Source organism: Jeotgalibacillus salarius (assembly GCF_004405125.1).
GTDB classification, from domain to species: domain Bacteria; phylum Bacillota; class Bacilli; order Bacillales; family Jeotgalibacillaceae; genus Jeotgalibacillus; species Jeotgalibacillus salarius.
Genome location: NZ_SORX01000006.1, coordinates 156,065 through 180,683 on the forward strand (window position 1 = coordinate 156,065; position 24,619 = coordinate 180,683).

Annotated in this window: 20 protein-coding genes; 8 read left to right on the top strand and 12 right to left on the bottom strand. The window is 41.8% G+C overall.

The window, feature by feature from the left end; translation table 11 throughout:
* Window positions 1-416: 416 nt before the first annotated feature.
* Window positions 417-2,111: a methyl-accepting chemotaxis protein gene (locus E2626_RS11710; protein WP_134381951.1), complete on the bottom strand. Its 1,695-nt coding sequence runs from the start codon at window positions 2,109-2,111 to the stop codon at window positions 417-419.
* Window positions 2,112-2,543: 432 nt separating this feature from the next.
* Here E2626_RS11710 and E2626_RS11715 point away from each other — a divergent pair, with 432 nt between their 5' ends.
* The 4 genes from E2626_RS11715 (at window position 2,544) to fdhD (ending at window position 7,546) form a co-directional block, all read left to right on the top strand.
* Window positions 2,544-3,812, top strand: a complete 1,269-nt coding sequence (locus E2626_RS11715; protein WP_208528145.1) for an L-lactate MFS transporter — start codon at window positions 2,544-2,546, stop codon at window positions 3,810-3,812.
* A gap of 82 nt (window positions 3,813-3,894) precedes the next feature.
* Entirely contained in the window at window positions 3,895-4,257 is a 363-nt protein-coding gene (locus E2626_RS11720) for a Na-translocating system protein MpsC family protein (protein WP_039807555.1), read from the top strand.
* 129 nt (window positions 4,258-4,386) lie between these two features.
* Window positions 4,387-6,744 carry an FdhF/YdeP family oxidoreductase gene (locus E2626_RS11725; RefSeq protein WP_134381953.1) on the top strand — a complete coding sequence of 786 codons (2,358 nt, stop codon included), beginning with the start codon at window positions 4,387-4,389 and terminating at the stop codon, window positions 6,742-6,744.
* Between the two features lie 13 nt (window positions 6,745-6,757).
* The gene (fdhD, locus tag E2626_RS11730) at window positions 6,758-7,546 is read left to right on the top strand and encodes a formate dehydrogenase accessory sulfurtransferase FdhD (RefSeq protein WP_244094309.1); all 789 of its coding nucleotides are present in this window, start codon (window positions 6,758-6,760) and stop codon (window positions 7,544-7,546) included.
* A gap of 28 nt (window positions 7,547-7,574) precedes the next feature.
* Here fdhD and E2626_RS11735 read toward each other — a convergent pair whose 3' ends face one another.
* The 10 genes from E2626_RS11735 to E2626_RS11780 all read right to left on the bottom strand — a co-directional run bounded on the left by E2626_RS11735 (window position 7,575) and on the right by E2626_RS11780 (window position 21,016).
* The gene (locus tag E2626_RS11735; RefSeq protein ID WP_134381954.1) at window positions 7,575-8,045 is read right to left on the bottom strand and encodes an SRPBCC family protein; all 471 of its coding nucleotides are present in this window, start codon (window positions 8,043-8,045) and stop codon (window positions 7,575-7,577) included.
* Window positions 8,046-8,232: 187 nt separating this feature from the next.
* The gene (locus E2626_RS11740; protein WP_134381955.1) at window positions 8,233-9,663 is read right to left on the bottom strand and encodes a glycoside hydrolase family 32 protein; all 1,431 of its coding nucleotides are present in this window, start codon (window positions 9,661-9,663) and stop codon (window positions 8,233-8,235) included.
* Window positions 9,660-11,267 carry an extracellular solute-binding protein gene (locus E2626_RS11745; RefSeq protein ID WP_134381956.1) on the bottom strand — a complete coding sequence of 536 codons (1,608 nt, stop codon included), beginning with the start codon at window positions 11,265-11,267 and terminating at the stop codon, window positions 9,660-9,662. Before E2626_RS11745 ends, E2626_RS11740 begins: the two co-directional genes overlap by 4 nt.
* A gap of 20 nt (window positions 11,268-11,287) precedes the next feature.
* Window positions 11,288-12,163: a carbohydrate ABC transporter permease gene (locus E2626_RS11750; RefSeq protein ID WP_134381957.1), complete on the bottom strand. Its 876-nt coding sequence runs from the start codon at window positions 12,161-12,163 to the stop codon at window positions 11,288-11,290.
* Window positions 12,164-12,177: 14 nt separating this feature from the next.
* Window positions 12,178-13,179, bottom strand: coding sequence for an ABC transporter permease (locus E2626_RS11755; protein WP_134381958.1), 1,002 nt, complete (start codon window positions 13,177-13,179; stop codon window positions 12,178-12,180).
* 146 nt (window positions 13,180-13,325) lie between these two features.
* On the bottom strand, window positions 13,326-14,684 hold the full coding sequence (locus tag E2626_RS11760) for an ABC transporter substrate-binding protein (protein ID WP_134381959.1): 1,359 nt from the start codon (window positions 14,682-14,684) through the stop codon (window positions 13,326-13,328).
* A 1-nt stretch (window position 14,685) separates the two neighbouring features.
* A complete protein-coding gene (locus E2626_RS11765; protein ID WP_166786806.1) occupies window positions 14,686-16,290 on the bottom strand; it encodes a response regulator transcription factor in 1,605 nt (534 codons plus the stop codon).
* On the bottom strand, window positions 16,262-18,058 hold the full coding sequence (locus tag E2626_RS11770) for a cache domain-containing sensor histidine kinase (protein ID WP_166786807.1): 1,797 nt from the start codon (window positions 18,056-18,058) through the stop codon (window positions 16,262-16,264). The genes E2626_RS11765 and E2626_RS11770 overlap by 29 nt, the downstream gene beginning before the upstream one ends.
* A gap of 471 nt (window positions 18,059-18,529) precedes the next feature.
* The gene (locus E2626_RS11775; protein ID WP_134381962.1) at window positions 18,530-19,891 is read right to left on the bottom strand and encodes a cobyrinic acid a,c-diamide synthase CobB; all 1,362 of its coding nucleotides are present in this window, start codon (window positions 19,889-19,891) and stop codon (window positions 18,530-18,532) included.
* A gap of 303 nt (window positions 19,892-20,194) precedes the next feature.
* Window positions 20,195-21,016: a helix-turn-helix domain-containing protein gene (locus E2626_RS11780; protein WP_134381963.1), complete on the bottom strand. Its 822-nt coding sequence runs from the start codon at window positions 21,014-21,016 to the stop codon at window positions 20,195-20,197.
* Between the two features lie 407 nt (window positions 21,017-21,423).
* Here E2626_RS11780 and E2626_RS11785 point away from each other — a divergent pair, with 407 nt between their 5' ends.
* Window positions 21,424-21,615, top strand: a complete 192-nt coding sequence (locus E2626_RS11785) for an aspartyl-phosphate phosphatase Spo0E family protein (RefSeq protein ID WP_134381964.1) — start codon at window positions 21,424-21,426, stop codon at window positions 21,613-21,615.
* A 91-nt stretch (window positions 21,616-21,706) separates the two neighbouring features.
* Here the strand turns inward: E2626_RS11785 and E2626_RS11790 are convergent, their stop codons facing one another.
* On the bottom strand, window positions 21,707-21,910 hold the full coding sequence (locus E2626_RS11790) for an NUDIX hydrolase (RefSeq protein ID WP_134381965.1): 204 nt from the start codon (window positions 21,908-21,910) through the stop codon (window positions 21,707-21,709).
* 148 nt (window positions 21,911-22,058) lie between these two features.
* Between E2626_RS11790 and E2626_RS11795 the strand changes: the two genes are divergently transcribed.
* The 3 genes from E2626_RS11795 to E2626_RS11805 all read left to right on the top strand — a co-directional run bounded on the left by E2626_RS11795 (window position 22,059) and on the right by E2626_RS11805 (window position 24,609).
* Complete coding sequence (locus E2626_RS11795) at window positions 22,059-22,874, top strand: MBL fold metallo-hydrolase (RefSeq protein ID WP_134381966.1); 816 nt, start codon at window positions 22,059-22,061, stop codon at window positions 22,872-22,874.
* Between the two features lie 67 nt (window positions 22,875-22,941).
* Complete coding sequence (locus E2626_RS11800) at window positions 22,942-23,904, top strand: helix-turn-helix transcriptional regulator (protein WP_134381967.1); 963 nt, start codon at window positions 22,942-22,944, stop codon at window positions 23,902-23,904.
* 72 nt (window positions 23,905-23,976) lie between these two features.
* Window positions 23,977-24,609 (top strand): type 1 glutamine amidotransferase family protein, encoded by a 633-nt coding sequence (locus E2626_RS11805; protein ID WP_134381968.1) that lies wholly within the window; start codon window positions 23,977-23,979, stop codon window positions 24,607-24,609.
* Window positions 24,610-24,619: the final 10 nt, after the last annotated feature.

A 24,619-nucleotide genomic window follows, 5' to 3' on the forward strand; every position in this document is an offset into this window, starting at 1 on the left:
GTGTAAATATCGGAAACAACAACTCACTATTACTTTGTATAGATCACACAACATACTTCGCAGTGCTTTTTTAAGGCTTAACATAGTGTTCGACAACTGGAATTAAATTCCCTTTATTATTTACAGCTTCTCTTATCCTACGGATTTATGAAGATCTAATACGAACAAATATAGTCAGCGTCTAATCAGAATAATTATTTCAAAATAACTATTTGTAGTGGGGTTTGGCGGCACTTTGAGCACAGTAATATGAACTAAAAAAGATGAGGGTTGATACCTTTCAAATATTTTTTAAATTGATCCCTGTATCTCTTCTAATATACTGATAAATACTAGTTTTGTTTATGATGAAAACAAAAAAACGTCCCCCCTTTTCCCTCCATAAAATGCAACGGAAATGGGGACGCTCTATATGTTTATCTTCGTTTTACTTTAAACACTGAAATCTGTTCCTGAAGATTCACAGCCATTTTAGACAGAACGGTAGCAGAAGAACTGATTTCCTCCATTGACGCCAGCTGTTCTTCCGCTGAGGCAGCTACTGTCTGCGAGTGGTCACTGTTCCGTTGTGAAATAGATGTGATATCACGGATAGAGCCATTCACATTCATAGTATGCTCAGATACCTCTTTTGCAAAACCATTCATAGATGTAATGCTCTGACGGATGTTTTCCATCGCTTCAAGGATCTCTCTGAAGTTAGTTCTCGTATGCTGGATGAGTGAAAGTCCCTCATCCACATCTTGTGTCACCTGATCAAATGATGTTGTAGACTGCGCAATATCTGATTGAATATCTGCAATCAATGTATTGATTTGCGCAGATGATTGCTGAGATTCTTCTGCAAGTTTTCTCACTTCATCTGCCACAACAGCAAAGCCTTTTCCATGCTCCCCTGCTCTTGCAGCTTCAATGGCCGCATTTAGTGCGAGCAGGTTCGTCTGATCAGCAATCTCAGATATGACATGAGAGATTTCACTAATTTGCTTCGATCGCTCATCAAGAGAATGGACAACTTTACTATTTAACGATACTGAATGGTGTATTGCATTCATCTGATTGGATGTCTTTTCCACCATCCGATCGCCTTCCCGTGACTTTTCAGTGGCATGGCTGCTTTTATCAGAGATATCAGACGAACTGGCAGCGATAGACTGGACGCCTTTTGTCACGTCAGTCATCATTTGTTCAGCTCTGCTGACGCTGTCTGATTGATCTTCAGCACCTGTTGCTACTTCCTGAATCGTATGAGAAATCACTTCTGTCGCCATACTTGTTTCCTCAGAACTTGCATTCAGCTCTTCAGAAGCAGCAGCGACCTGTTCAGAAATCTGAGAAACCTCAAGAACCATATCAGCCAGGTTGCTTCTCATTTTATTATAACTCTCCGCCAGATCAGTCAATTCATCTTTTCCGGTATCAGTCACTTCCTGAGTAAAGTCACCTTCTCCAGCCATTTTAATCGCTCCACCCACTGTCACAAGTCGTTTTTTTAGTCGGCGTGTAAAGAGATAAACGATCATCAGAACAATGACCAGAATAACCGCAACCACTGCAGCAAGTGTAATTAAAAATGTTGAAATTGTCGCATCAATTAATTCCTGAGGTGCACCGACATAATAGATGCCGATTGTCTCTCCAGCTGCATTCACAATTGGCATGTATGCACTTTGATAGATATTCCCCGCAGCATTTGCCTCACCGTAATAGGTTTGATTATTTTCAAGCACTGCATTCGCAACGACGTCAGATACAGTTGTTCCAATGGCGCGCTCTCCATCACTCATCACATTCGTCGCAACACGGGTATCACGCAGGAAGAATGTAACTGTATCACCTGTGTCGGCACCGATTTTATCAACCAGCTCATCGTTTCCATTTACGAGCAGGTCACCTTTATATAATTGATCATCCCGGATTTCCCAGTCTCCAGGATAAGCAGCATCGATGTAGCTGTAGCTCATCGTCAAATCCCTTGCAGCTTTTTCAATGGCAAATGTTTTGATACCGGAAGTAATCTGATAGAGTGCCAGCACTCCGAGCGAAATCGTGACGAATAAAATCGTTCCGATCATTAACGCATTAATTTTTGAACTTAAGTTAAATCTCATATCCTTCCACCTTTTCATATGTATTCAAAACTATTATCGTCAGGCGAAGTTATTTTTGAACCATAAATTACTAAATAATTTTAGTTCTTTATACACACTAATTTGCTATAGTAGAGAATAATCGCCTCTTGAAAAGTCTCCAAATCTGTTTATTTTCAAAAAACCCTTGACCTCCTCCATCATCTTTTATAAGATAAAACAGAAAATTATGAACAAATTTTGAACTTTCTTTAGAGTCCCTCAAATCTCAGGCTGATACGAATAGCGACCCTGTTCCTCTGCCAGCTTTGATTTGAAAGCGCTTTAAAGATCGTAGTGGTTATATGCAGCGAACCTGTATGTTTAGCTACCGTCACACTTTTCCGGGCATCATTGCCAGGAAACCGTTGTGGCGGTTTTTTATGTCAAAAAAAGATTAAAGGAGTTTGAATGATGAAAAAGACAAAAAATCGTTGGCTTATCGCTTTATCAGCTGTCGGGATTCACATCTCAATCGGGTCAGTCTACGCTTGGAGTAATTTCACGAATCCGCTCATCGATGAATTTGGCTGGAGTTCAAGTCAGGTTCAGCTCACATTCAGTCTTGCGATTCTCTTCCTCGGGCTTTCAGCAGCTTTTATGGGTCACTTTGTTGAAAAGCGCGGACCGAGAAAATCAGGGATTGTCGCAGCAGTATTTTTCGGAATCGGTGTAACCGGCTCCGGATTTGCCGTTCAGCTCGGCTCATTACCGCTGCTCTATTTATTCTACGGGGTATTCGGCGGAATTGGACTTGGGGTTGGTTATATCGCGCCAGTTTCGACACTCGTCAAATGGTTCCCTGACCGCCGCGGACTTGCGACAGGTCTTGCCATTATGGGCTTTGGGTTCGCAGCAGCAATCGCAAGCCCGGTCATGAACAGCCTGATCACATCAATCGGAATTGCAGGCACATTTTTCACATTAGGCATTGTGTATTTTACTGTGATGATTCTGTCATCACTTTATCTTGAGCGTCCGGCAGCTGACTGGGCACCAAAAGGCTTTAATGCCGAGAATCCAGGTAAAAAGAAAAAAGTACCTCAGGACCTCTCACAGCTTACGGCAAATGAAGCAATCAAAACGAAACGTTTTTACTTCCTATGGCTTATGTTATTCATTAACGTAACGTGCGGAATTGCGATTTTATCAGCGGCAAAACCACTCGCTGAGGAAAGTATCGGTCTGTCAGTTGAAGAAGCAGCCATCCTTGTCGGTGCGCTTGGTATTTTCAACGGACTCGGCAGAATTGGCTGGGCATCGGTATCAGATTTTATTGGCAGAACAAATACATATACAACGTTTTTCGTTCTGCAGGCCGCACTGTTCTTCATGCTGCCACTGACGTCAGAAGCAATTCTGTTCCAGATTATGCTTGCAGTGATTTACACGTGCTACGGCGGTGGATTTGCATCTATTCCTGCCTATATCGGAGACATGTTCGGAACAAAGCAGCTCGGTGCGATTCATGGCTACATCCTGACTGCCTGGGCAGCAGCCGGTCTTGCAGGACCATTGTTTGCTGCATGGATCAAGGATACAACCGGAAGTTACGCAAACAGTCTGAACTTCTTTGCCGCACTATTTCTGGTGGCACTTGTGATTTCATTCCTGACACGCATGGATATTAACAAGCTGAAGCGCGAGAACAGTGTGAAGGAAGCAGACAAGCTGGCCGGATAAAAAAATTAGTGTACATTTCTTTCAGGTGCTATCATAATAAACATAAATAAAGATAAATAAATGATGAGGGATTGTCGTAACATTGGGTAAATACGAAGCGGAATTCAGCAACCTTGTAAGAGCATTCAGAAAGCGTCATATGGGGAAAGGCCCAAGCCAGATTAAGACGACATTCTGTAAAAACTGGGCGATCTGTGAAATGGAAGGCAATCTTTCACCCGTTGAAAAGTTCATCGCAGGAGCAAATGAAGGAAAACAAATGCTCCGCGCAGCGAGAACTGAAATGGTCAAAGACCTCTACCAAAAACACAGACCTGTTGAAATGGAAGAACTGGTCGGCGCAAACTTCGTGGATCTGTATGTGGACATCAATATAGAAAAAGATGCAGGTATGTCCATATTCATTTTTGATGAAAACCTTGAAGACAAATTTCGTGACAACTAATTGCATATAAACGTGGATTGGCGCTTGGCAGCGATCCTGTTAAAGACTAACCACCTGAAATACCGTTCAAATTTGAGCGGTATTTCAGGTGGTTTTTTCATTTCAAAACTTAGAAAAAGGATGATTAAAATGGGAAAAACACAGCACCCGGGACCGGTAAAAATTTCGAAAAAGCCTGATCCGTCGCTTTGGGTCAGTAAAGTCCCGTTCGGCGTCGGCAAAATTAAACCGCACCACTTTACAGATACAGCAAAGATCGCATGGAAAAACCGCGATAACCTTGGCTATGCAACATCTATCATTACAAAAGGCGTATGTGACGGCTGCGCACTTGGCGTATCCGGTCTCTATGACCAGACACTGAAAGGTCCCCACGTCTGCACCACCCGACTGAATGTACTCAGACTAAATACCATGCCGGCAGTGAAGCCTGACATTCTTCATGCAGACATTGATGAGCTGCGCAAGTATACAAGCGCAGAGCTGCGGGAACTTGGCCGTATCCCCTACCCGCTGATCAGACGACCTGGCGAGCGGACATTCTCACGTCTCGACTGGGATGATGCAATGGATATGATTGCAGCGAAAATGAAAAAGCTTGATCCGAAGCAGTATGCATTCTTCCTGACAGCGCGCGGTATTACGAATGAGTCCTACTATGTGGCAGGAAAAGTAGCACGTTTTCTTGGTACAAATCATATCGACAACGCATCAAGAATTTGTCACTCACCGAGTAAAACTGCAATGAAGCGTTCGATCGGAGTCGGCGCAAGTACCTCTAACTATCTTGACTGGATCGGAACAGACGTCCTGCTGTTCTGGGGAAGCGTCGCATCAAACTCGTCGCCTGTCTCAACGAAATACATGCTCGCTGCAAAGAAAAAGGGTACGAAAATCATAGTCGTTAATCCTTACCGTGAGCCTGCAATGGACAATTACTGGGTTCCGTCAAATATGGAATCAGCGATGTTTGGCACAAAAATTGCTGATGACTTTTACCAGGTCAATATCGGTGGAGACATCGCCTTTATGCATGGGATCATGAAGCACTGGTTTGAAATGGAGCAGGAAAAAGCAGGTTCTGCGATCAATCACTCATTTGTCCAGGAACATGTGAACGGGTATGAAGAACTCAAGCAAACGGTGATGGATCAGTCATGGGAAGACATCATTGAATCATCAGGTGTGCCGAAAGAGAGGATCATTGAGCTTTCAACACTGCTTGCCAACAGTAAAAATGCAGTCTATGCGTGGGCGCTTGGCCTGACAATGCACTCTTTCGCAACAGATAACATCTCTCAGGTGGCAAATCTTGCCCTGCTGCGCGGTCATCTCGGACGTGAGTATGCCGGACTGATGCCGTTCCGCGGACATTCATCTGTTCAGGGAAGCGGTGAAATGGGTGCCGATCCTTTCGTACTGCCGGGCAGTGATTTTAACGATGCGAACATTGAACGCATGGAGAAGCTGTGGAATTTCGAGATTCCGAAATGGCAGGGTGATATTGTCGGCGTCACGCTTGAAAATGCTGTGCTGCCTGAGGATCATGAGCGCAAAATTAAAATGTATTACCTTTCAGGAGGTAACTTCCTTGAAACGATGCCTGACCCTGACTTTGTTGAACAGGCACTGTCAGAACTCGATATCCGCGTGCATCAGGATATTATTTTGAATACAAGCACGCTTGTCGATGCAAAAGAAGCGGTCATCGTCCTCCCTGCCAAAACGCGTTATGAACAGGAAGGCGGCGGAACGAGCACGTCAACTGAGCGCATGGTCTACTTCTCACCTGAGATTGAAGGGAATAAAAATCAGGTGGAGGAAGCGCGCGCTGAATGGAAGATCTATATTGACCTTGCAAAACGTGTGAAGCCTGAGACAGCTCATCTTGTTGATTTTAAAGATGGACAGTCCATACGCGAAGAAATTGCGAAAGCAAACACAAACTATGACGGTGTTCAGCATTTGAAAAAGCAGGGAGATGTCTTTCAGTGGGGCGGCGCCTGGTTGTGTGAAGACGGGATCTGTCCGACGCCTGACGGTAAAGGAAATCTGATCTCTGTTGATATTCCTGACCTCGGCAAAAAAGATGGACAGTTTGTCGTTACATCACGCCGTGGTAAGCAGTTCAACTCTATGGTGTATAAGGAAAAGGATCCGTTTAATAATGCGGGTCGCTATGACGTGCTGATGAATGCTGAGGACGGAAGAAGAATGAGTATTGCTGAAGGTGAAGGCATTGTTGTCTACAACGGATTCGGTGTATTCCAGGGCCGTGCGAAGTTCGTTGATATCGCAAAAGGCAACCTTGAAGTCCACTTCCCTGAAGGTAACTTCCTGCTGCCACGCGGCCGCTATGAAAAGTACGCAGGGATTCCGGATTACAACATTACCGTAACGGTCGAAAAGGCTGAACGTTTCAACGCGCGCAAGGATACACAGTACCTTGAAAAGCGCATTGACGACCTTGAGACTGAAGCGAACTAACGAGGTGTTCACGGTGAATGAAGAAGTGATGGAGCAAAGAACGATCATCCGCTACGACGGTGAATCACTGAGTGAAACAGACGATCAGATCGCAACTGAATACGCCATGACGATCTACGTGAACGGTGAAGAATTTGCGACAATGGTCTGCACCCCCTCTCATCTTGAGGAGCTGATCATCGGCTTTCTCGCTTCAGAAGGCATGATCAGAAGAGTGGATGAAATTGAGTCGCTCGAAATCAATGAGGATCGCGGTTTTGCATACGCTGAGCTGGTGAATAAATCTCCTGCAGGCAGGGAATTTCACTCAAAGCGCTTTATCGGCTCATGCTGCGGTAAAAGCAGACAATTTTATTTCCAGAATGACGTCAAGACAGCTAAAACGATTCCAAAAAAGTCTACCATTCCGGTCAGAAACTGTCTAAGCCTCATGAAAAAAATGCAGGAAAGCTCTACAGATTTTCAAAAAACAGGCGGGCTGCATAACGCGGCCCTCTGCACAACAGACGATATTGTGATCGCTCATTCTGACATCGGACGCCACAACGCACTTGATAAGATCTACGGTCACTGCCTGAAGAACCGGATTCCACTGAAGGGCAAAGTCATTGTTTTCAGCGGACGGATTTCATCTGAAGTGCTGCTGAAGGTATCAAAAATCGGTGTCGGGATCGTGCTGTCAAAGTCAGCACCAACTACGCTTGCGATTGAGCTTGCACATGATCTTGGGATTACAGCGTGTGGGTTTATCAGAGGAAACAGTTTGAATATTTATAGTCATGCTGACAGGATTACGGAATGAGACCGGGTGTGGACCCGGTCTTTTCATTTTAATTAAATGCTTTTTGATAATAAGCTCTTAAATCAGCGGCATTCTCTTTCCATTCCACTGGATGTTCATTAACAATTTGATCAAATACGTCCAGACAGCGATGCCACCCCGCAGCAGTATTTACTGCCCACGCGTTGTCATCAAAAGTATGAGTAAAAGTCATTTGGGAACCGCTCTCTTTTTGTTCTATAGAGACCCTTATCAGATCTCCTTCTTCACGAAACCCAAAAAGTACTGGCTCTTCTATCTCTGTAATAATGCCTTTATATGTTGTTCCTTCCCCATCATCGAAGCTAATTTCACCACCAGGTTTGAGATCCATCTCTCCTGTGGCAAAAGGATACCACTGTACAAAATAATCAGGCGTCGTAAGGATACGAAAAACATCGTGTGGATTTTGAGAAAAAGAGCGTTCAAACCTTAAAACATAGTGATCATTTGATTCATGCAACGTACCGTATTCACTCATATTCTGCCTCACCTCTTGGATTCTATTTTATTTATTCACTTATATTTCATTCTAGAGTGTTCTATTATTTACCTGCTTTCTAGATTTCACTAAAAGTCCTCAGTGTAAGTTCAAAACTTTTACGAAACAAAGCAAAATTATATAAATTTAAAAAACGAACCTGAGATCAACCCAGATTCGCTCCTTCTTATTGTTTGATCATTCCCCTGATTGACACTTCTCCTGTACTTACCTTGAGGTTGATATTCTTAAGAGAATCATTAGGGAATTGTAAACTTGTTAATGCATACTCTCCTTCATTCAAAAGTAATTCCACCGAAAATGTGTCAATTACCACTGTGAGTTGAAGATCTGCTATATCACTGAAGAATAATTCCTGATCTTTTGAAAACAGTTCTGAAAAATTTACTCTTCCTGACTTCGAACGTTTGAGTGAAAGTTTTTTCTCATTAAAATTTAACTGAATGAGAGTATACGTCTGTTCAGAATAGTTCAATGCGATTTGGAGTTCACCACTCTTTGGACGCTGTGTATTCAGTGATAAATATACCGGCCCCTGTTCAACCTCAATATTCAGCCCGCTTGAATCTACAGTTCTTTCTATCTCACTTGTATGATTAAACCAGTTATCAAGTTCCTTCGGGAAATGCTGAACCAGCTTTGTATTTCCTTCGAATTCCTTCAAAGTGAGTTCACGCGGCAGCGTCATCTGACTTCTCCAGCCTTCAGTCGGAACCTGATTTGCATAACGCCAATTACTCATCCAGCCGATTAGCATTCTGCGACTGTCTTCTTGCGGGATGTCTGAAAAAGTAACTCCTGCATACTGATCCCTTCCATAGTCCAGCCATTTCGCTTCACTGTGCTCTGAGATAAATTCTTTTCCATTAAAGGACCCTGTAAAGTACTGTGTGCGTGAACCATAAGTAAGACCTTCTCCATCACCAATACTGACAATCATGACCCACTTTACTTCTTTAGTTCCTTCAACTTTCAGTGCAAACAAATCCGGACATTCCCATACGCCTTCATGTGAACCGATATTTGTACCAAACTCACTTTCAAATACCCAGTTAATTAAGTTTTGGGATGAGTAGATGGAGATGGTCTGATCTGTAGCCAACACCATAATCCATTTGTCTGTTTCATGATGCCAAAATACTTTTGGATCTCTGAAATCCGGATTTGTTGGATGGCTCAGTACCGGGTTACCTTTATACTTTATCCATGTTCTTCCGTCATCTAAGCTGTACGCAAGGCTTTGGGATTGAACCACCTTTGAATCTGTGTCTTTATGATGTGTGAAAATCGCAACCAGCCCGGGCTCATCGTCAAAAAATCCAGTGGTATTGTGCCAGTCCACTACAGCACTTCCCGAGAAAATCATGCCATGCTGATCAGGGTACAATGCAATCGGCAGCTCTTCCCAGTCAATCAGGTTACGGCTTACTGCATGTCCCCAGTGCATTGGCCCCCATGTAGTGCCATTAGGGTGATACTGATAAAACAGATGGTATTCATTATTGAAAAACACAAGTCCGTTAGGATCATTCATCCAGTTTTTTTCAGGCGCGTAATGCAGGTAAGGTCTTGATGGGTTCACTTTAGTAACACTCATGCTCCACCCTCCATATGCTGCTCAAAGCCTCGCTGTTTGATTTCCAGCCAATCTGATAAGCCCAGTCTTTCCAGCTCAGCCAGGTACTCTTCCCACTCTTCTTCAACCATACCGTTGGTGATCCATTCTGCACGTTTTCGTTCTACATAAGGAATCAGGTCCGCTTCCACTTCAGCCAGACGCTCAAGGTCTTCTGCAGGGAAGAATACTTTTGGATAGATGTGATCAGCAGTCATATCCGGTACCATGACCTCTTTCATCAAGTCCAGTCTCCACGCTGCATCTTCAGGTTTTGTTGTCACACTTCCATAGTACTCATCCAAAATCGCAAGCGGTCCTCCAATTGAAGTTTCTTCCCTTAATTCCACAGGTGCAGTTCCTTCAAGTGGTAAATGCTTTAACATAGTTGCTGCTTCATCATATTCAAAGATGTTCTGCTTTTCAGTATCTCCATATGTTCCCCAGTTGTTTTGGACAGACTGTACCGGATCGTAAAGCTGGTCAATCCATTTAGCTGTAAGCTCCAGGTTTTGATTCGCACTTGTAATGACCATTTTCGCTCTGTCAAAGCCCATACCGTTTGTGCGGGCAACGTTCTTATGACCATCAGGGCCTTCAAGAGCAGGCATTAATGTGTACTGTTCATTCATGCCGGTAATGTTTCCTTTATCCCAAGTGAAATAGAGTCCGTAGCGGTTTTCTCTTCCTTTCGCAAGATACGTATTCCAGTCCTGTTCAAAAGCTTCTACATCCATTAGGTCTTCTTCATACAGTTCGTTAAAAAACTTCATTGCTTCTTTATAACCTTCGTCAGCAGCGGTTAATTTCACTTCCCCATCATTCGTTACAACAGTATGGTCCCAGTTATCTCCAAGACCAAATGATCCGAATAGAAACGAAAGGTCCTCTCCACCATGATTGATAATGAAAGACATTGGAATGGTCTGTCCATCACCAGCCGGATCGTTATCTCTGAACGCAATTAACACTTCTTTAAGCTCTTCTGTTGTTTCTGGTACTTCAAGACCCAGTTCATCCAGCCAGCCCTGGTTGATCCACGGGAATGCATCAACTGAATGAATACTTTCTTTATCAGCTCCGAGTTCTTCTATCCACGGGAAAGAATAAATGTGACCATCAGGCGCAGTCATCATTGCTTTATATTCAGGTGCCTGCTCAAGTACAGCCTGTAAGTTTGGCATATAATCTTCAATCAGATCTTCGACTGCAATAATACTGCCGTCTTCTGCAAGATTAAGAAGTTCATTGTCACTCAGTGCAGCATTCATAATCGCGTCAGGGTGCTCCCCGCTCGCCATCGCAAGATTTCGTTTCTCTACAAAGGAATCAGACGTATAATTGGTCCATTCAACCTTTACACCTGTTTCCTCCTGCATCCGCTGTAAGATCAGCTTATCGTTCGGATCTTCAGGTGCAATTGGAGAACTCTGAGTCATAAATTTCAGCGTGACTTCTTCCTCTAATGGAAACGTAATATCAGACAGACCATAATCTTCAGATGAGGCATTACCCCCGGAATTACATCCCGATACGATCAGTGCGCCAGCAGCAATCGGCATCATTACTCTTAACATTTTCTTCATTCATAAAACCCCCATTTATATTATTTTAATGACCCGACCATGACACCTTTTTCAAAGTATTTCTGGAAGAACGGGTACATGATTAACAGTGGAAGACTGGCAACAACAATAGATGAATACTTGATCATTTCTGAAATCCGCTGAAGTTCGGCTCTGGCCATTTGATCGCCAATCATGCCGGGCTGGACTTCGTTTTGAATCAGGATTGATCGTAAGACCAGCTGCAGCGGATGCAGCTCTCTGTCTTCGAGATAGATCATTGCATCAAAGTACGCATTCCACTGGCCAATAAATGCGTATAGCGCAAGTACAAAAATAATCGGTTTGGACAACGGAAGAATAATTTTCAGGAAAATCATGAAGTCAGAAGCACCATCTATTCTCGCAGCCTCTTTTAACTCATTTGGAATCGCCTTGAAATAGGTTCTTGCTAAAATGATGAACCATACTGAAATGGCGTTTGGCAGAATGATTGCCCAGACCGTATTCAGCATGCCGAGATCTCTGACAAGAAGGTACGTTGGAATCAGACCTCCATTGAAGAACATCGTCACGATGAAAAAAATCATGATTGTTTTTTTGCCGACCAGACCGTCCTGCGATAGCGTGTATCCGGCAAGAATACTGACCACTACGGTGACAAACGTAAATCCGGTGGCATATAAAACAGAGTTAAAGAATCCTCTTAAAATGGTGCCGTCTGCAAATAATCTTGCATAACCATCAAGACTGAAATCAGAGAAACTAAGCATGATCCCTTTATTTAAAAGGGTGTTCGGCTGAAGAAATGAAGACAGGAATACGTACAGTAATGGCAGCAATACAAGCAGTGAGACAATCACAAGCAACATTTTATTTACTGTTAAAAGAATACGGTCACTTTTTGTTAAATTCATTTCATTACCCCTTTCTACATGAGACCTTCGCCTTCATTTAGTTTTTTAACTACGCTGTTCACAAAGACTAAAAGGAATACGTTAATGACTGCGTTAAACAATCCGACCGCAGTTGCAAATGAATAATCTCCCGCCTGGAGTCCGAGCTTATAGACATAGGTTGGAATAATTTCAGATGCAGGTATATTCATAGATGTCTGAAGAAGATAAGCTTTTTCAAAACCAATGGCCATAATGCCGCCTGCTGCAAGAATGAACAGGACTGCCATCACAGGCTTTAATACCGGCAGATCGATATGCCAGATTCTTCTTAACAGTGAAGCACCATCAATTTTTGCCGCATCGTGAAGCTGCGGATCAACATTCGCCAGAGCTGCTACATAAATAATGGATGCCCACCCGGCTCCCTGCCAAATGCCTGAAATGATATAAATTGAGCGGAAAGCATCCGGGTCCGACATTAAAGAGTAAGTGTTTCCTGTTACGAGAGAAACGAGAGAATTAATCGGTCCTGTAGGTGAGAGGAATAAAAATACCATTCCGGAAATGACGACCACGGAAATAAAGTGTGGTGCGTACAAAATCAGTTGTATATTTTTCTTAGCATTTGCCCTTCTGATCTGGTTGAGCATTAAGGCTAAAATGATCGGGATCGGAAACCCGAGCAGTAATTCAAAGGAACTCAATTTCAGTGTGTTCATAAATATATTCAGGAAATTTGGAGAAGTCAGGAATCCTGTGAAGTGTTCCAGGCCTACCCATTCACTTCCCATAATCCCCCGCATCGGGCTGAAGTCTTTAAAGGCAATCACAGCACCGTACATCGGAATGTATTTAAAAACAATCGTCAGAATAATAGCCGGGGCAATAAAAAGATATAACAGATAGTTCTTTTTGATATACTCCAGGTTCTTGTTTTTCTTTTTGTCCGGCTGATGGCCCGGCTGTTTATCAGGCTCTTTTTGCTTTTGATGCTGAACGTGTTCTTCCTGTAATTCTCTGGCTGCATTTTGCATTGTATCCCCCCTGCTTAGAAAGCGTTTTCATAAGTTGATTTCAATATAACAGAGAAAAAATAGAGGCGATTTTAAAATCTTTGGAATCTGACTTTCATTTTTTTCGGGTTGTGAAAACATAAAAAAAAGATCCGCTGAACGGACCTTTACTGGGGAAATGAATATATATCGTTTGCATAGCTGTTTTGTTCCTGAATTCCGTTATCTATTTTATTGACCGCCCGATCGGCAGCTTCTTTTACTTCTGCATTCTCTATCACAATTTCCTCAAAAAGCGTTTTGATCGCATCACTTAAAAACGGATACGCTGGTGTGACCGGACGGCTTTTGGAATAAATCTGAGACTGAGTCAGAAAAATATTTTCAGGATACTCAAGAAATTCCGGAAAGGATTGCACAATTGACTGCCGTGCAGGTGGTTCTCCAGTCTGATCAACATAAATACTCATTGCCTCATAGTCTGTCATATAAGAAATGAACGTCCAGGCTTCATCCGGATATTGCGTGTTGGATGAGATGCCCATCGACCAGCCTCCATTTGGTGCAACCTGTGCCGTACCTTTCGGGAGCGGGGCAATATCGAAGTCTTCTCCAATTTCAAAATCCGGATCCGTTTCTTTCAGTCTGCTTAATTCCCAGGAACCAAACACACTCATCCCAAGCTTCCCATTTTCAAACGCTTTAGGAGGCAGCTGAACTTCAGCCACATCATAGCGGTGATATAAATCCTTATAAAATGTCAGTGCCTCAATTGACTCAGGCGCATTCAAGTATCCATCTGCCGTTGAACCATCAGGACTCAGTAATTCCCCTCCGAACTGCCAGATGAAAGGGGATTTAAAATAAGAGGGTGCTTCTCCTCCGGGAAAACCCTGTGCCGGGTCAATTCCAATGATCCCTTTGTCAGGATCTGTGATTTTTTGGGCAGCCGCAAGTACTTCATCCCACGTCATTGGATCATGCGGATTTTTTGACGGGTAAGGAATACCCGCCTCCTGAAAGAGATGACGATTATAATAAAGCGCTGCGCCAGGCTGTACGAGCGGCATCAGATAGACTTCATCCTCATAGCTTACCCCTTCAAGAAGCGCCGGTGGAAGATCTTGATCCAACTGCTCTTCCAAAAAATGATCTGTTAACGGCTCGAGCACGCCAATTCGCGCATAAAGTGCCAGATTCGGGCTGTCAATCAGCATCAAATCAGGCGGCTTTCCAGTGGCAATCTCCGTACGCAGCTTCAATTCATAATCCCCATACTGAATCGCGTTCATTTCTATATCGATATGAGGATAAGCCCGTTCAAAAGATGCGATCATTAATTCAAAGGCCTGATTTTCAGCCACATTCCCGTAGTTTCTCCAGAATGTTAATACTGTCTGGTCATCTGTTTCAGTAACCGGTGTGATCGTCATGTCATTCTCTGAATCTAGATTGAATCTCACTGCGATCACGATCCCAACAATCATTACAATAATAGGAGCTGAAAATATGATTCCCTTCTTCATATCAATCCACTTCCCTGTCAACAGAACCATTATCCTGTTGCCTGCGGTATTCAACCGGTGAACAGGCATAATGCTTTTTAAATACTGTACTGAAGTAACCTGCACTCGAGTACCCTGTCAGTTCAGCTACATCGATAATTTTCAGACGATGATCCTTTAGAAAATCTGCAGCTTTCTTCATCCTTACTTTCACAAGGTAATCTGTAAAGTTCTGACCCGTCTGCTGCTTAAATAACTCTGATAAGTAGGTCCCGTTCATATGAAACAGATCAGAGAGCATTGACAGAGAAATATCTTCAGCATAATGCATATCCAGGTATTGTTTGACTGAATCCGTCACCTTTGAACCTGAAAAACGAACAGAATGAACAGCCTGCGTAATCGTTTCAGAGACAAGAACAATGGAATTCATCACTGTTACATAATTTGTCATCTGACGAACTTCCTGCTGACACAACCAGATAGACTGGGAGATTGATGGATCTTTTAATTCATACTTTTGAACAATGGTTCCTAATAGAAAAAGAATTCGATTTGCACCCACTGTGAATGAATAAGCTGAGTGCTGTCCTGACTTAACCAATTCTTTTTTTATCAGATCCGAAACCGGTTTTACATCGCCCTGCTCACTTGCACTCATCATAATTCTTTCAAATTCCGGTGATAGCCCGGTCCCCTGTAAACTGTGCTGATCTTCTTTATAAAGGTGAGCACCTGTTTCAAGAGGGGATTGACTCCAGGCAAGCAGACTTGAAATATACGTATCCTTCATTTTGTCAAAGCCGATTACGCTTTCCCCTGCGCCGATCACGGTGTATAGATTGAGCAGTGATTTGGATTGATCCTGTACTTTTCTTATAAAGGATTGTTCATACTTTTGATGTAACAGACTGACCGCATGAATCAAAGAAGGGTAAGCCGGATTCTCAAACAGCCAGATTTGATCGAATTGACTGCTGATCTCGTTACATAATAATCTGAACGATTCCCACAGCTTTTTAGGTCTTGAGGATTCGCCATCTGTCCCTCTTGCTTCGATTGTTAAGATTCTGATCACTGCATCCGGGTCTGCCAGTTCGTTAAATTGCAATTGCTTCAGCCGTTCACTCACTGCATCCTGATTCAGCCAGTCCCCATTGGCAACGTACAGAAGATACTTCCTGCGTTCATCTTCAAAGGCATATCTCGCTGCTCTTTTCATTTTATTCAGTTCATGCTTTTCAACTTTTTCATGCTCTATTTCTTGTTTCATTTTACTGAGGGTGGTTTCAAGATCATCAGGTGACACCGGCTTGAGTAAGTAATCACTCGCCCCTTCTTTCATCGCATTCTTCACATAGTCAAAATCGGAGTAGCCTGAGAGGACAATGATTTTGATATGCGGATACTGCTTCTTACATTCTTTAGTAAATGCAAGACCATCCATCACAGGCATTCTCATATCAGTAATCACTAGGTCGACCGCGTTTGAAGCAAGCTTTTCAAGTGCTTCCTTCCCATCCGAGGCTTCCCCAATCACCTCATACGCCTGATCTGTTAAGTTAAGTTTCAAATGCATGCCTTTTCTGATCTGGACTTCATCGTCTACGATCATGATCTTCATCATTTTCCACCCCCTCATTTGTATAGAAATATAGATACATGTCTGTTCCAAGACCTGGTCTGGACTTGATGTCATAGCTGAACCTGTCGCCAAAATAAAGCTTTAACCTGCCTATGACATTACGTAATCCAATACTGTACCCTTTACTTTTCAGTACATCTGACTCCTCAAAATCTTTTAAGTTTGTAATTAAATCCTCTGTCATCCCTTCCCCTTTATCTGAGACAGCTACAATGACGCTATGATTCTGATCAGTGATACTAATGTCAATTTCAGCATGATGTTTTTGCGTGAAGCTGTATTTAACTGCATTTTCAACGAGCGGCTGTAAGGTAAACTTAGGAACCAGTAAACCGAGTGCGCTGCTATCATCTTTAATGGTTACCTTCAGCTGATCGCCATATCTTATTTTTAAAATGTCAGTATAACTTTTTATATACATTAATTCTTCAGCGAGCGGGACCTCTGTATGCTCTGTTTTCAGTGAATACCGCAGCATTTTGCCTAACGCCACACTCACATTCATCACTTCCCGGTTCTTCTCCTGCAGGGCCAGACTCCCGATAATTTCAAGCGTATTATTCAAAAAGTGAGGATTGATCTGCAGCAGCAAAGCATTGTATTCAGCGTCCTTACGTCTCAGGTTCGCCTTATACTCTGTTTCAATCATGCGATTGAGCTGGTCTATCGTATGATCAGCTGCATGAATCAGGTACCCGACCTCGTCTTTTCCTGATCGCACTGATGGAAGAGCGCTTTTTGCGCCTTTAAAATCCCCGCGTTCAATAAAAGACATCGCTTTTGTTAACCCGCTCACAGGAAGGATAATCGTTGATGAGAAAATAAATGATGCAATCATGGTTAAGATAAAGATGCCAAATGAGATGAATAATAAAGTCCGCTGCAGGTCGTTAACCTCACTGAACAGCTCTGATTCTGCTACTTCGTTCATCAGTACCCAATCTGCAAAAGGCAGTTTCTGATAAAAGATCAGAAACTTTTCCCCTTCTTCCACCCGCTCAATCATGCCTTTCTCCAGGTCTGAAAGGTTGATCGCCCCGATCGTTTGAGTTAAATCTGTCTTCTCAGAAGGAACCCGCTGGCTCAATACCTTTTCAGCATTCGAATCCACTAAATATGTATAACCTGTTTGAACGATTGCCTGATTATCCAGGGCATTTTCAAGAATATGAGTCGGAAAGCTGACCTTAATGACGCCTCCGTTCATCATCGTATTCAGATCAAAAAGAGGCACCAGAAAACTATTCACCTGCTGATTGATCATTTCAGAAGATTGCTGGAAAGAGTCAAGATGCGCACCTGTGTAAATACGTTCATCATTCAAATACTCGCTATACCAGCCTTCAGCTGTCCAGCCCAACCCTTCTCCCCATACTGTTGCACCATCATTTAAAAAAACGTTAATTGACATTGAATTAGAGTTATTGATCATCATGGCTGCTAATTGAGATTCCAGATTCGTCTCAGCCAGAAACTTTTCTCCAACAGTTGCATCCGGATTGCCATTCACCCTCAACCAATCCTGCGTCAGCTCATTAAGCAGCACCTGCTTACCGATATCTTCAGCCTGGGTAGCGATAGACTCAATATATAAAGAATACTGATCCATTACTTCGACTGATAACTCCCTTGTTTGATCTTTGATCGACTCAGTTAACCAGGCAGGAATTAAAATAGACAACACTAAAAAAGGTATGGTTAATAAAATCGTAAAAATAATAAACAACCTATTTCTTAGCGAAAAAAACATACTCATCCCCACCCTCTGCATTCAATTAAGAACTTAGCACACTTATTCGGAATATTCTATATGGGTTAAATAAGTATCGTGCGTAGTGACGCAGGAAATACGAGGAAATTACAAATAAACAAAGAAAAACTGCAAGGGCCCCATACCTTGCAGTTTTCTTCTATAATAACCTGAATGTTCAACAGAGAGTTATAGTCTACTTAGTTATTCAATAGGGGTTTTGAGCGTACAGATACATATAAATGATGAGTAAAATGCTCACAACAATCAATAAAGTAATCGATCCGATGATTAATTTTTTTCTTTTTTGATTGCACCATAAATAATCCCAATGACGCCAAGCAATATGAGCATTCCAACGAGAACCATATGAGCCCCCTCCCTTTGGAAGATATAACTTTCTTACAATTAAGATGCGTTATATAAATGAACTCAACTGTGTAGAAATTTTTTCAACACAGGGTCCCAGTTTCACTCATCAGCTATACACTCACCTAAAAAGTTCTCCAGCACCTCCGGATTAGATGCAAAATGAAGATGTGTATATCCCGCAACAACATTTTTATATAAGTATCCTTCCTCCGCTGTTCCAAAAAAGCTGCTCACATGATAAGCACTTGAAAGTTCTTCGTGAGGCTTGAAGGTTGAGTAGTGAAATTCATGTCCGCGCATTGCCGTTTCTTTCTTAAAAAACTTATTGCCTTCTGCTCCTGTGATTTCACGATAACCGATCGCAGCGATATTCATCTGCATCTCAGTTTTTCCGGGCAACACACCGGCCATCGGGTACGTTTCACCTTCAACATTCGTGATCGATTCAGACAAATACATTAATCCGCCGCATTCCGCCAGCACCGGAAGGCCTTTTTCAATCGCGTCTTTAATCGACTGTTTTACTTCATTATGATCTGCCAGCTCTTTTAAAAACTGTTCCGGAAAACCTCCGCCTAAATAAAGTCCGTCTGCTTCAGGCGGAAGCACCTCTCCTTTTAACGGGGAAAAGTAAATGACTTCAGCACCAAATGCTTCAATCAATTCAAGGTTTTCCTGATAATAAAAATTAAACGCCTGATCATAGGCAACTGCTACTTTAACGTTCATGGGACTTCTTTGTTTGAACAATGAGTTCTCAGTTGTCACAGATGACTGAGAACTCATCTGATAAATCCGGTCAAGATCGACTGTCTCTGCAACTGCTTCCCCTAATCTTTCAAGCTGTTCATTCAGTTCACCACGTTCAATTGACGGCACTAGACCGAGGTGCCTCTCCGGCATATGAATCTGCTCATTTTCAGTCAGATATCCGCAGACTGGAACGCCGCATTCCTGCTCCACCGCTTCTTTAATCAGTTTGTAGTGACCTTCGCTTCCTACTCTGTTGGCAATGACACCAGCGATATTCACGTCCGGATCTAAATGCTGAAATCCTTTCACAACTGCAGCTGCACTCCGGGCCATCGCTGAACAATCAACAACCAGAATGACCGGGCATTTAAGTAGTGAACTGATTTCTGCAGCAGATCCCCTGTTCGATGTTGGTGACTCTCCATCATAAAGCCCCATCATGCCTTCAATGATCGAAATATCAGCACCTTCACTTCCATTGACGAAAATTTCCTTCATCACATCAGAAGTAAGCATCCAGCTGTCCAGGTTTCGTGAAGGACGATTCGTGATTGCAGTGTGATAAGCAGGATCTATATAGTCGGGACCGCACTTAAAGCCCTGAACAGATAGACCTTTTTTCATAAAAGCTGCCATTAACCCGAGTGTGATGCTGGTTTTGCCAACTCCGCTTGATACGCCTGCGATGAGGATACGGTGGCTGGTCACAACTGATCACCAAAACAAATCATTCGCGAATGGATGTTGAATACTGGTGAATCAAACCTTTTCCTGTTCATCGTTTTTCCTCCTGTATATCAATCTCGTTTTCGTTTTTCTATAAATAAATTATAATGCAGAATTTATTTAAAATCACAGGTTATCTATTTCACTATTCTTCCTCAAGATAATCAGTCATCAATATTAAAAATCCGGGCAGCGACGACTAGTCACTGCCCGGATTAATATATAAATGATTGAATCATCATTGATCGCAAATGTCGATCACCGTTATTGTCACATTCACATCATTCAGGACTCCTGATCTTCCAAAAGGTGAAATAAAGATAACATCTTAGCATGTTCACTATAGAATGGTGACATGACCAGTTCCTGATCAGTCATGATGTAGTGAAATAACTTCATGACTTGAATATACTCATCTGCAGTTACTTTAGATGCATCAAATGAACATACCATCAGCCACTCATATTCATTCAGCTCTTTGCCACAGGTTTCAACAAATGATTTGATATAGTAAAAAGAATCTTTTCTATCTGAGGAAGTATCATTGATCCACATACTGAAATATGTATCAGGCTTTACTTGTTCATGTATAAATGTAAACAGGTGCTGAGGGAGTTCGTCAAGACTGATATTATGCTCAAAAAAATGTACATATTTTTCGATTGTACTTTTCGGAAGCAAGTATTTCAACTCACTGACAACTCTTGAATAGTTTTTGTATTGGTCTATGATGATGCAATGAACGTTTTGTTCTACTTTTGACAGGATAAATTTAATCATATTGTTATGAGACGCCTCATTACTGCCGTAATGGTACATCACATAACCATTTTTTCTGGATCTCAAATGAGAAAACCCATCATGATTTAAATGTACCGTTTTTTTTAAGGGGGAACTTAAGTCACCAAAATAAATATAGTCCGTAAAAAACCTTAAAAAGTTAAAATCTAATACTTTTGCAATATTCTCAGCTACTGATGGACTAGGGTCGCGCAAGCCATTTTCCAGCTGAGAATAATAGGACCGGTCAATAAAAGATTGATCTGCAACCTTTTGTTGCGTAAGCCCTGTAGATTTCCTAAGTTCGATCAACCATTCCCGCTTCATTCTATCCCCCGATTTCCTAACCTTTAAAAAATCCAATCATGTATTCATACTCATATATTCAATAAAACATATATCGAACTGCTAATTCCATGGTAATTAAAACCACCATGATATTGATCTTATTTAAAACGCTCATAAACAATCTACTAATACTTTATTAAATCACAAAGCTGCACCTGATAGATTGAATGTGGCAAATAGAAACACTAAAGACCGATTGTTACAAATTGCCACATTATTTCGTGAAAATATGTAGAATGGTGAAGAAATAGAAACTAAAATTAGGAAAATAGATCACTTGAAATATGTGTTAATTTCTAAACAAAAAGATCTACATACGTTCTACTCGTCTTGTATCAGTTTTATAGTTTCTAAATATGACGTCTAACTTATAAGGAGCTAATCACATGAACAAATCAGAAAGTGAATTAGAGGTTAATATCCGTTGTAAACGCGAGGCCATGATCAAAAGCGGATTATTAAACGGGCTCCTGCACACAGAAACGCTCAAGCTAAGTCGGGAGCTGGACCAATTAATTTATGAATCCCAAAAAAGAAAACAACGAGTTTCTAAACAGAGTACAACACAGAAAGTTTAAATCAGTATATAGAAAAGCCATCGAATAGAAACCCTCGATGGCTTTGTTATTAACGTCCCTTTTATGAACCCTGTCTAATTGACATTCACTTTTATTCCTGTCTCTTCCAGCACTTCTCTTTCCAGTCATTCTTCATGTGTTTCACCGTGTTAAATCCTCCACTGGGAAGGAAATGATTTTTATTTCGAACCTGAATGACTGCAATCTTATCTTTATTAGAATTGAACATCACACCATATACGGCCAGTCTTGTTATGTAGGTCTTTCCGTTTTCTTTTTCTCCGAATGTCAGCATTGTCTTCACTCCTTTATATGGGATGATGTACCAGATCAAATTAAATCATTTATCCATAAAGTAAATCCTTCCCTTATCTTACACTATATTCTTGACCAAAATGACCATATAATGGATTAGACAAGAAGCAATTTGGAGGTTATGAACAATGGAAAAGTATATTTGTATCACTTGTGGTACACAGTACCCGCCTTCTTCTCGGGAACCTGAGCAATGTGTGATCTGTGAGGAAGAAAGACAGTACGTGCACCCGGATGGGCAACAGTGGACGACTTTAGAAAAGATGCAACAGTCAGGCATATACTCAAATCAATTGATTGAAGAACAAAAGGGCCTGAAGAGTATCACCACCAGTCCTGAATTCGGTATCGGACAAACAGTATACATAATAGAAGAACAAGGCTTCAGACTTTTATGGGATTGTATGGCTTACATAGATGATCAGACCATCACCCGTATAAATGAGGCAGGCGGACTTGATGCGATTGCACTCTCCCACCCTCATTACTACACAACGCAGGTTGAGTGGGCTGAGACATTCAATTGTCCGATCTACATACACAAAGATGATAAACAATGGGTGCAGGAGCCAAGCGACCGCATCATTTATTGGAGCGGTGAATCGCTTGTGCTCTCAGAAGGATTAACCCTCCACAGACTTGGCGGACATTTTGACGGTGGTGCTGTTTTGCATTGGACAAAAACTGACGGCGAGGCTGTACTGCTAACCGGTGATATTATTCAGGTCGCGGCAGATCGTCAGTGGGTCAGCTTTATGTACAGTTACCCTAATATGATTCCGCTGCCGGCAGAGACAGTGAGAGAGATTGCTTTAAAACTGAAGCCTTTGAAGTTCAGTGAATTGTATAATGCATTTCACAGAGAAGTATCAGGACAGGCGGATGTTGCTGTACAGCGGTCGGCTGAGAGGTATGTGGCGGCTTTGGAGGGTCGGTTGTTTTAATCGAAGAACTTAGTATTTAGTATTCGTCGTCATATAGAAAATGAAATTTACATAGAGGTGAAATTATATGCCTAAAACCGACAACATGTTAGCGATTCTATGGATGCTTCGTTCAGGTGAAAAAATGACTGCGAAACAAATATCAGAAAAGCTGGAGATGAATATAAGGACTGTGTATCGTTATATTGATACGATTTCAACAAGTGGCGTACCGATCGTTTCAGAACCAGGACATAACGGTGGATACACTTTATTAGACAATTTTATTGATGCTCCTCTCTTCTTTGATTCTGAGGAGCAGACTTCACTATTTCACGCTGCTGTTTTTGCAGAAGAAGCCGGATATTATGGAGGAGAAGCACTCAATAGAGCCATTTCAAAACTAAGTAACTATTCAAATCAAGAACAGGAAATAAAGGTAAACCAGCATTTAACCAGTCTTGAAGTAATCAGTGGATTAAGTTCGCACTCTATGGAACCTTTTTTGAAGGAATTGGGGCAGGCCGTAGCTGACGGGTACTCAGTAAAAATCCTTTACCCTAAAAGTGGTGAAAAGCATTTAAATGATAGATTAGTTGATCCGTACAGAATGATCTATTGGAATCATAAGTGGTATGTGATTGGATATTGTCATCTTAGAACGGATATCCGTAGTTTTAGAGTAGATCGAATTGAAGACCTGACCCTAACCGAAAATAAGTTTGAACGGCCGGATGATTTTTCAGCACGTGACTATTTTACAGAAAGCCTTCTTCCAACGATAGATGATAAGGAAGAGGTTCTCTCTTTGGTTATTACCGGGGATAAAAACGTATTAGCTGACATTTGCCAGCATTGGTATTTAGGACATTATTTACAAGAACGAACTGACAATCAAGCCGTTTTTCTTCTTGAAAAAGATGTGATACATACTTATGTACCTTATTTACTTTTACCATACAATCAATCTATTAAAGTGATAGAGCCAATCAGTCTTAAGGAAAGACTAGTTGAAGTTCTATCGGAATTAATAAAATTTCATCAATCATGATCACTTCCCTGACGCTAACTGTCAGGGATGTTTTATTATACTGGCTATATTAAGTGATTGGAGTGTGATTGGATGCAAACGAAAAAAGCTTTTCTATATGTATTTAATACAATGTCAGACTGGGAATATGGATATTTGATGGCTGAACTAAACTCAGGAAGGTATTTCAAAGAGGAATTAGCACCTTTAAAAGTAATAACAGTAGGAGCTAATAAAGAAATGGTTACCACTATGGGAGGACTGAGTATAAAACCGGATATTTCTCTTGATGAATGTTCTTTTGAGAGTAAGGATCTTTTAATCCTGCCGGGAGGGACTACGTGGAGTGAAGACATTCAACAGCCTATCTTAAAGAGAACCGGGCAGGCGCTAGAAAATGACACGATTGTTGCGGCAATTTGTGGTGCAGTTGAGGGCCTTGCGAATATGGGGTACTTAGATACAAGAAGTCATACAAGTAATAACTTAGAATATACCAGGATGGTATGTCCTAACTATAAAGGAGAAAAGTATTATGAAATGGGATCTGCGGTGTCTGATGAGAATTTAGTTACTGCATCAGGAATAGCTCCTCTGGAATTTGCGATGGAGGTACTGAAAAAATTAGAAGTATTTACACCTAATACATTACATTCATGGTATAGCCTGAATAAAACGCATGAAGATGAACACTTTTTTCAGTTGATGAGTGCAATGAATAAATGAAGTAACTGAA

Excerpts from the sequence above, each read along its gene's own strand:
- E2626_RS11710 (WP_134381951.1), bottom strand. The coding sequence starts at position 2,111 with ATGAGATTTAACTTAAGTTCAAAAATTAATGCGTTAATGATCGGAACG.
- E2626_RS11715 (WP_208528145.1), top strand. The coding sequence starts at position 2,544 with ATGAAAAAGACAAAAAATCGTTGGCTTATCGCTTTATCAGCTGTCGGG.
- E2626_RS11725 (WP_134381953.1), top strand. The coding sequence starts at position 4,387 with ATGGGAAAAACACAGCACCCGGGACCGGTAAAAATTTCGAAAAAGCCT.
- E2626_RS11735 (WP_134381954.1), bottom strand. The coding sequence starts at position 8,045 with ATGAGTGAATACGGTACGTTGCATGAATCAAATGATCACTATGTTTTA.
- E2626_RS11740 (WP_134381955.1), bottom strand. The coding sequence starts at position 9,663 with ATGAGTGTTACTAAAGTGAACCCATCAAGACCTTACCTGCATTACGCG.
- E2626_RS11745 (WP_134381956.1), bottom strand. The coding sequence starts at position 11,267 with ATGAAGAAAATGTTAAGAGTAATGATGCCGATTGCTGCTGGCGCACTG.
- E2626_RS11750 (WP_134381957.1), bottom strand. The coding sequence starts at position 12,163 with ATGAATTTAACAAAAAGTGACCGTATTCTTTTAACAGTAAATAAAATG.
- E2626_RS11755 (WP_134381958.1), bottom strand. The coding sequence starts at position 13,179 with ATGCAAAATGCAGCCAGAGAATTACAGGAAGAACACGTTCAGCATCAA.
- E2626_RS11760 (WP_134381959.1), bottom strand. The coding sequence starts at position 14,684 with ATGAAGAAGGGAATCATATTTTCAGCTCCTATTATTGTAATGATTGTT.
- E2626_RS11765 (WP_166786806.1), bottom strand. The coding sequence starts at position 16,290 with ATGATGAAGATCATGATCGTAGACGATGAAGTCCAGATCAGAAAAGGC.
- E2626_RS11770 (WP_166786807.1), bottom strand. The coding sequence starts at position 18,058 with ATGTTTTTTTCGCTAAGAAATAGGTTGTTTATTATTTTTACGATTTTA.
- E2626_RS11780 (WP_134381963.1), bottom strand. The coding sequence starts at position 21,016 with ATGAAGCGGGAATGGTTGATCGAACTTAGGAAATCTACAGGGCTTACG.
- E2626_RS11785 (WP_134381964.1), top strand. The coding sequence starts at position 21,424 with ATGAACAAATCAGAAAGTGAATTAGAGGTTAATATCCGTTGTAAACGC.
- E2626_RS11790 (WP_134381965.1), bottom strand. The coding sequence starts at position 21,910 with ATGCTGACATTCGGAGAAAAAGAAAACGGAAAGACCTACATAACAAGA.
- E2626_RS11795 (WP_134381966.1), top strand. The coding sequence starts at position 22,059 with ATGGAAAAGTATATTTGTATCACTTGTGGTACACAGTACCCGCCTTCT.
- E2626_RS11800 (WP_134381967.1), top strand. The coding sequence starts at position 22,942 with ATGCCTAAAACCGACAACATGTTAGCGATTCTATGGATGCTTCGTTCA.
- E2626_RS11805 (WP_134381968.1), top strand. The coding sequence starts at position 23,977 with ATGCAAACGAAAAAAGCTTTTCTATATGTATTTAATACAATGTCAGAC.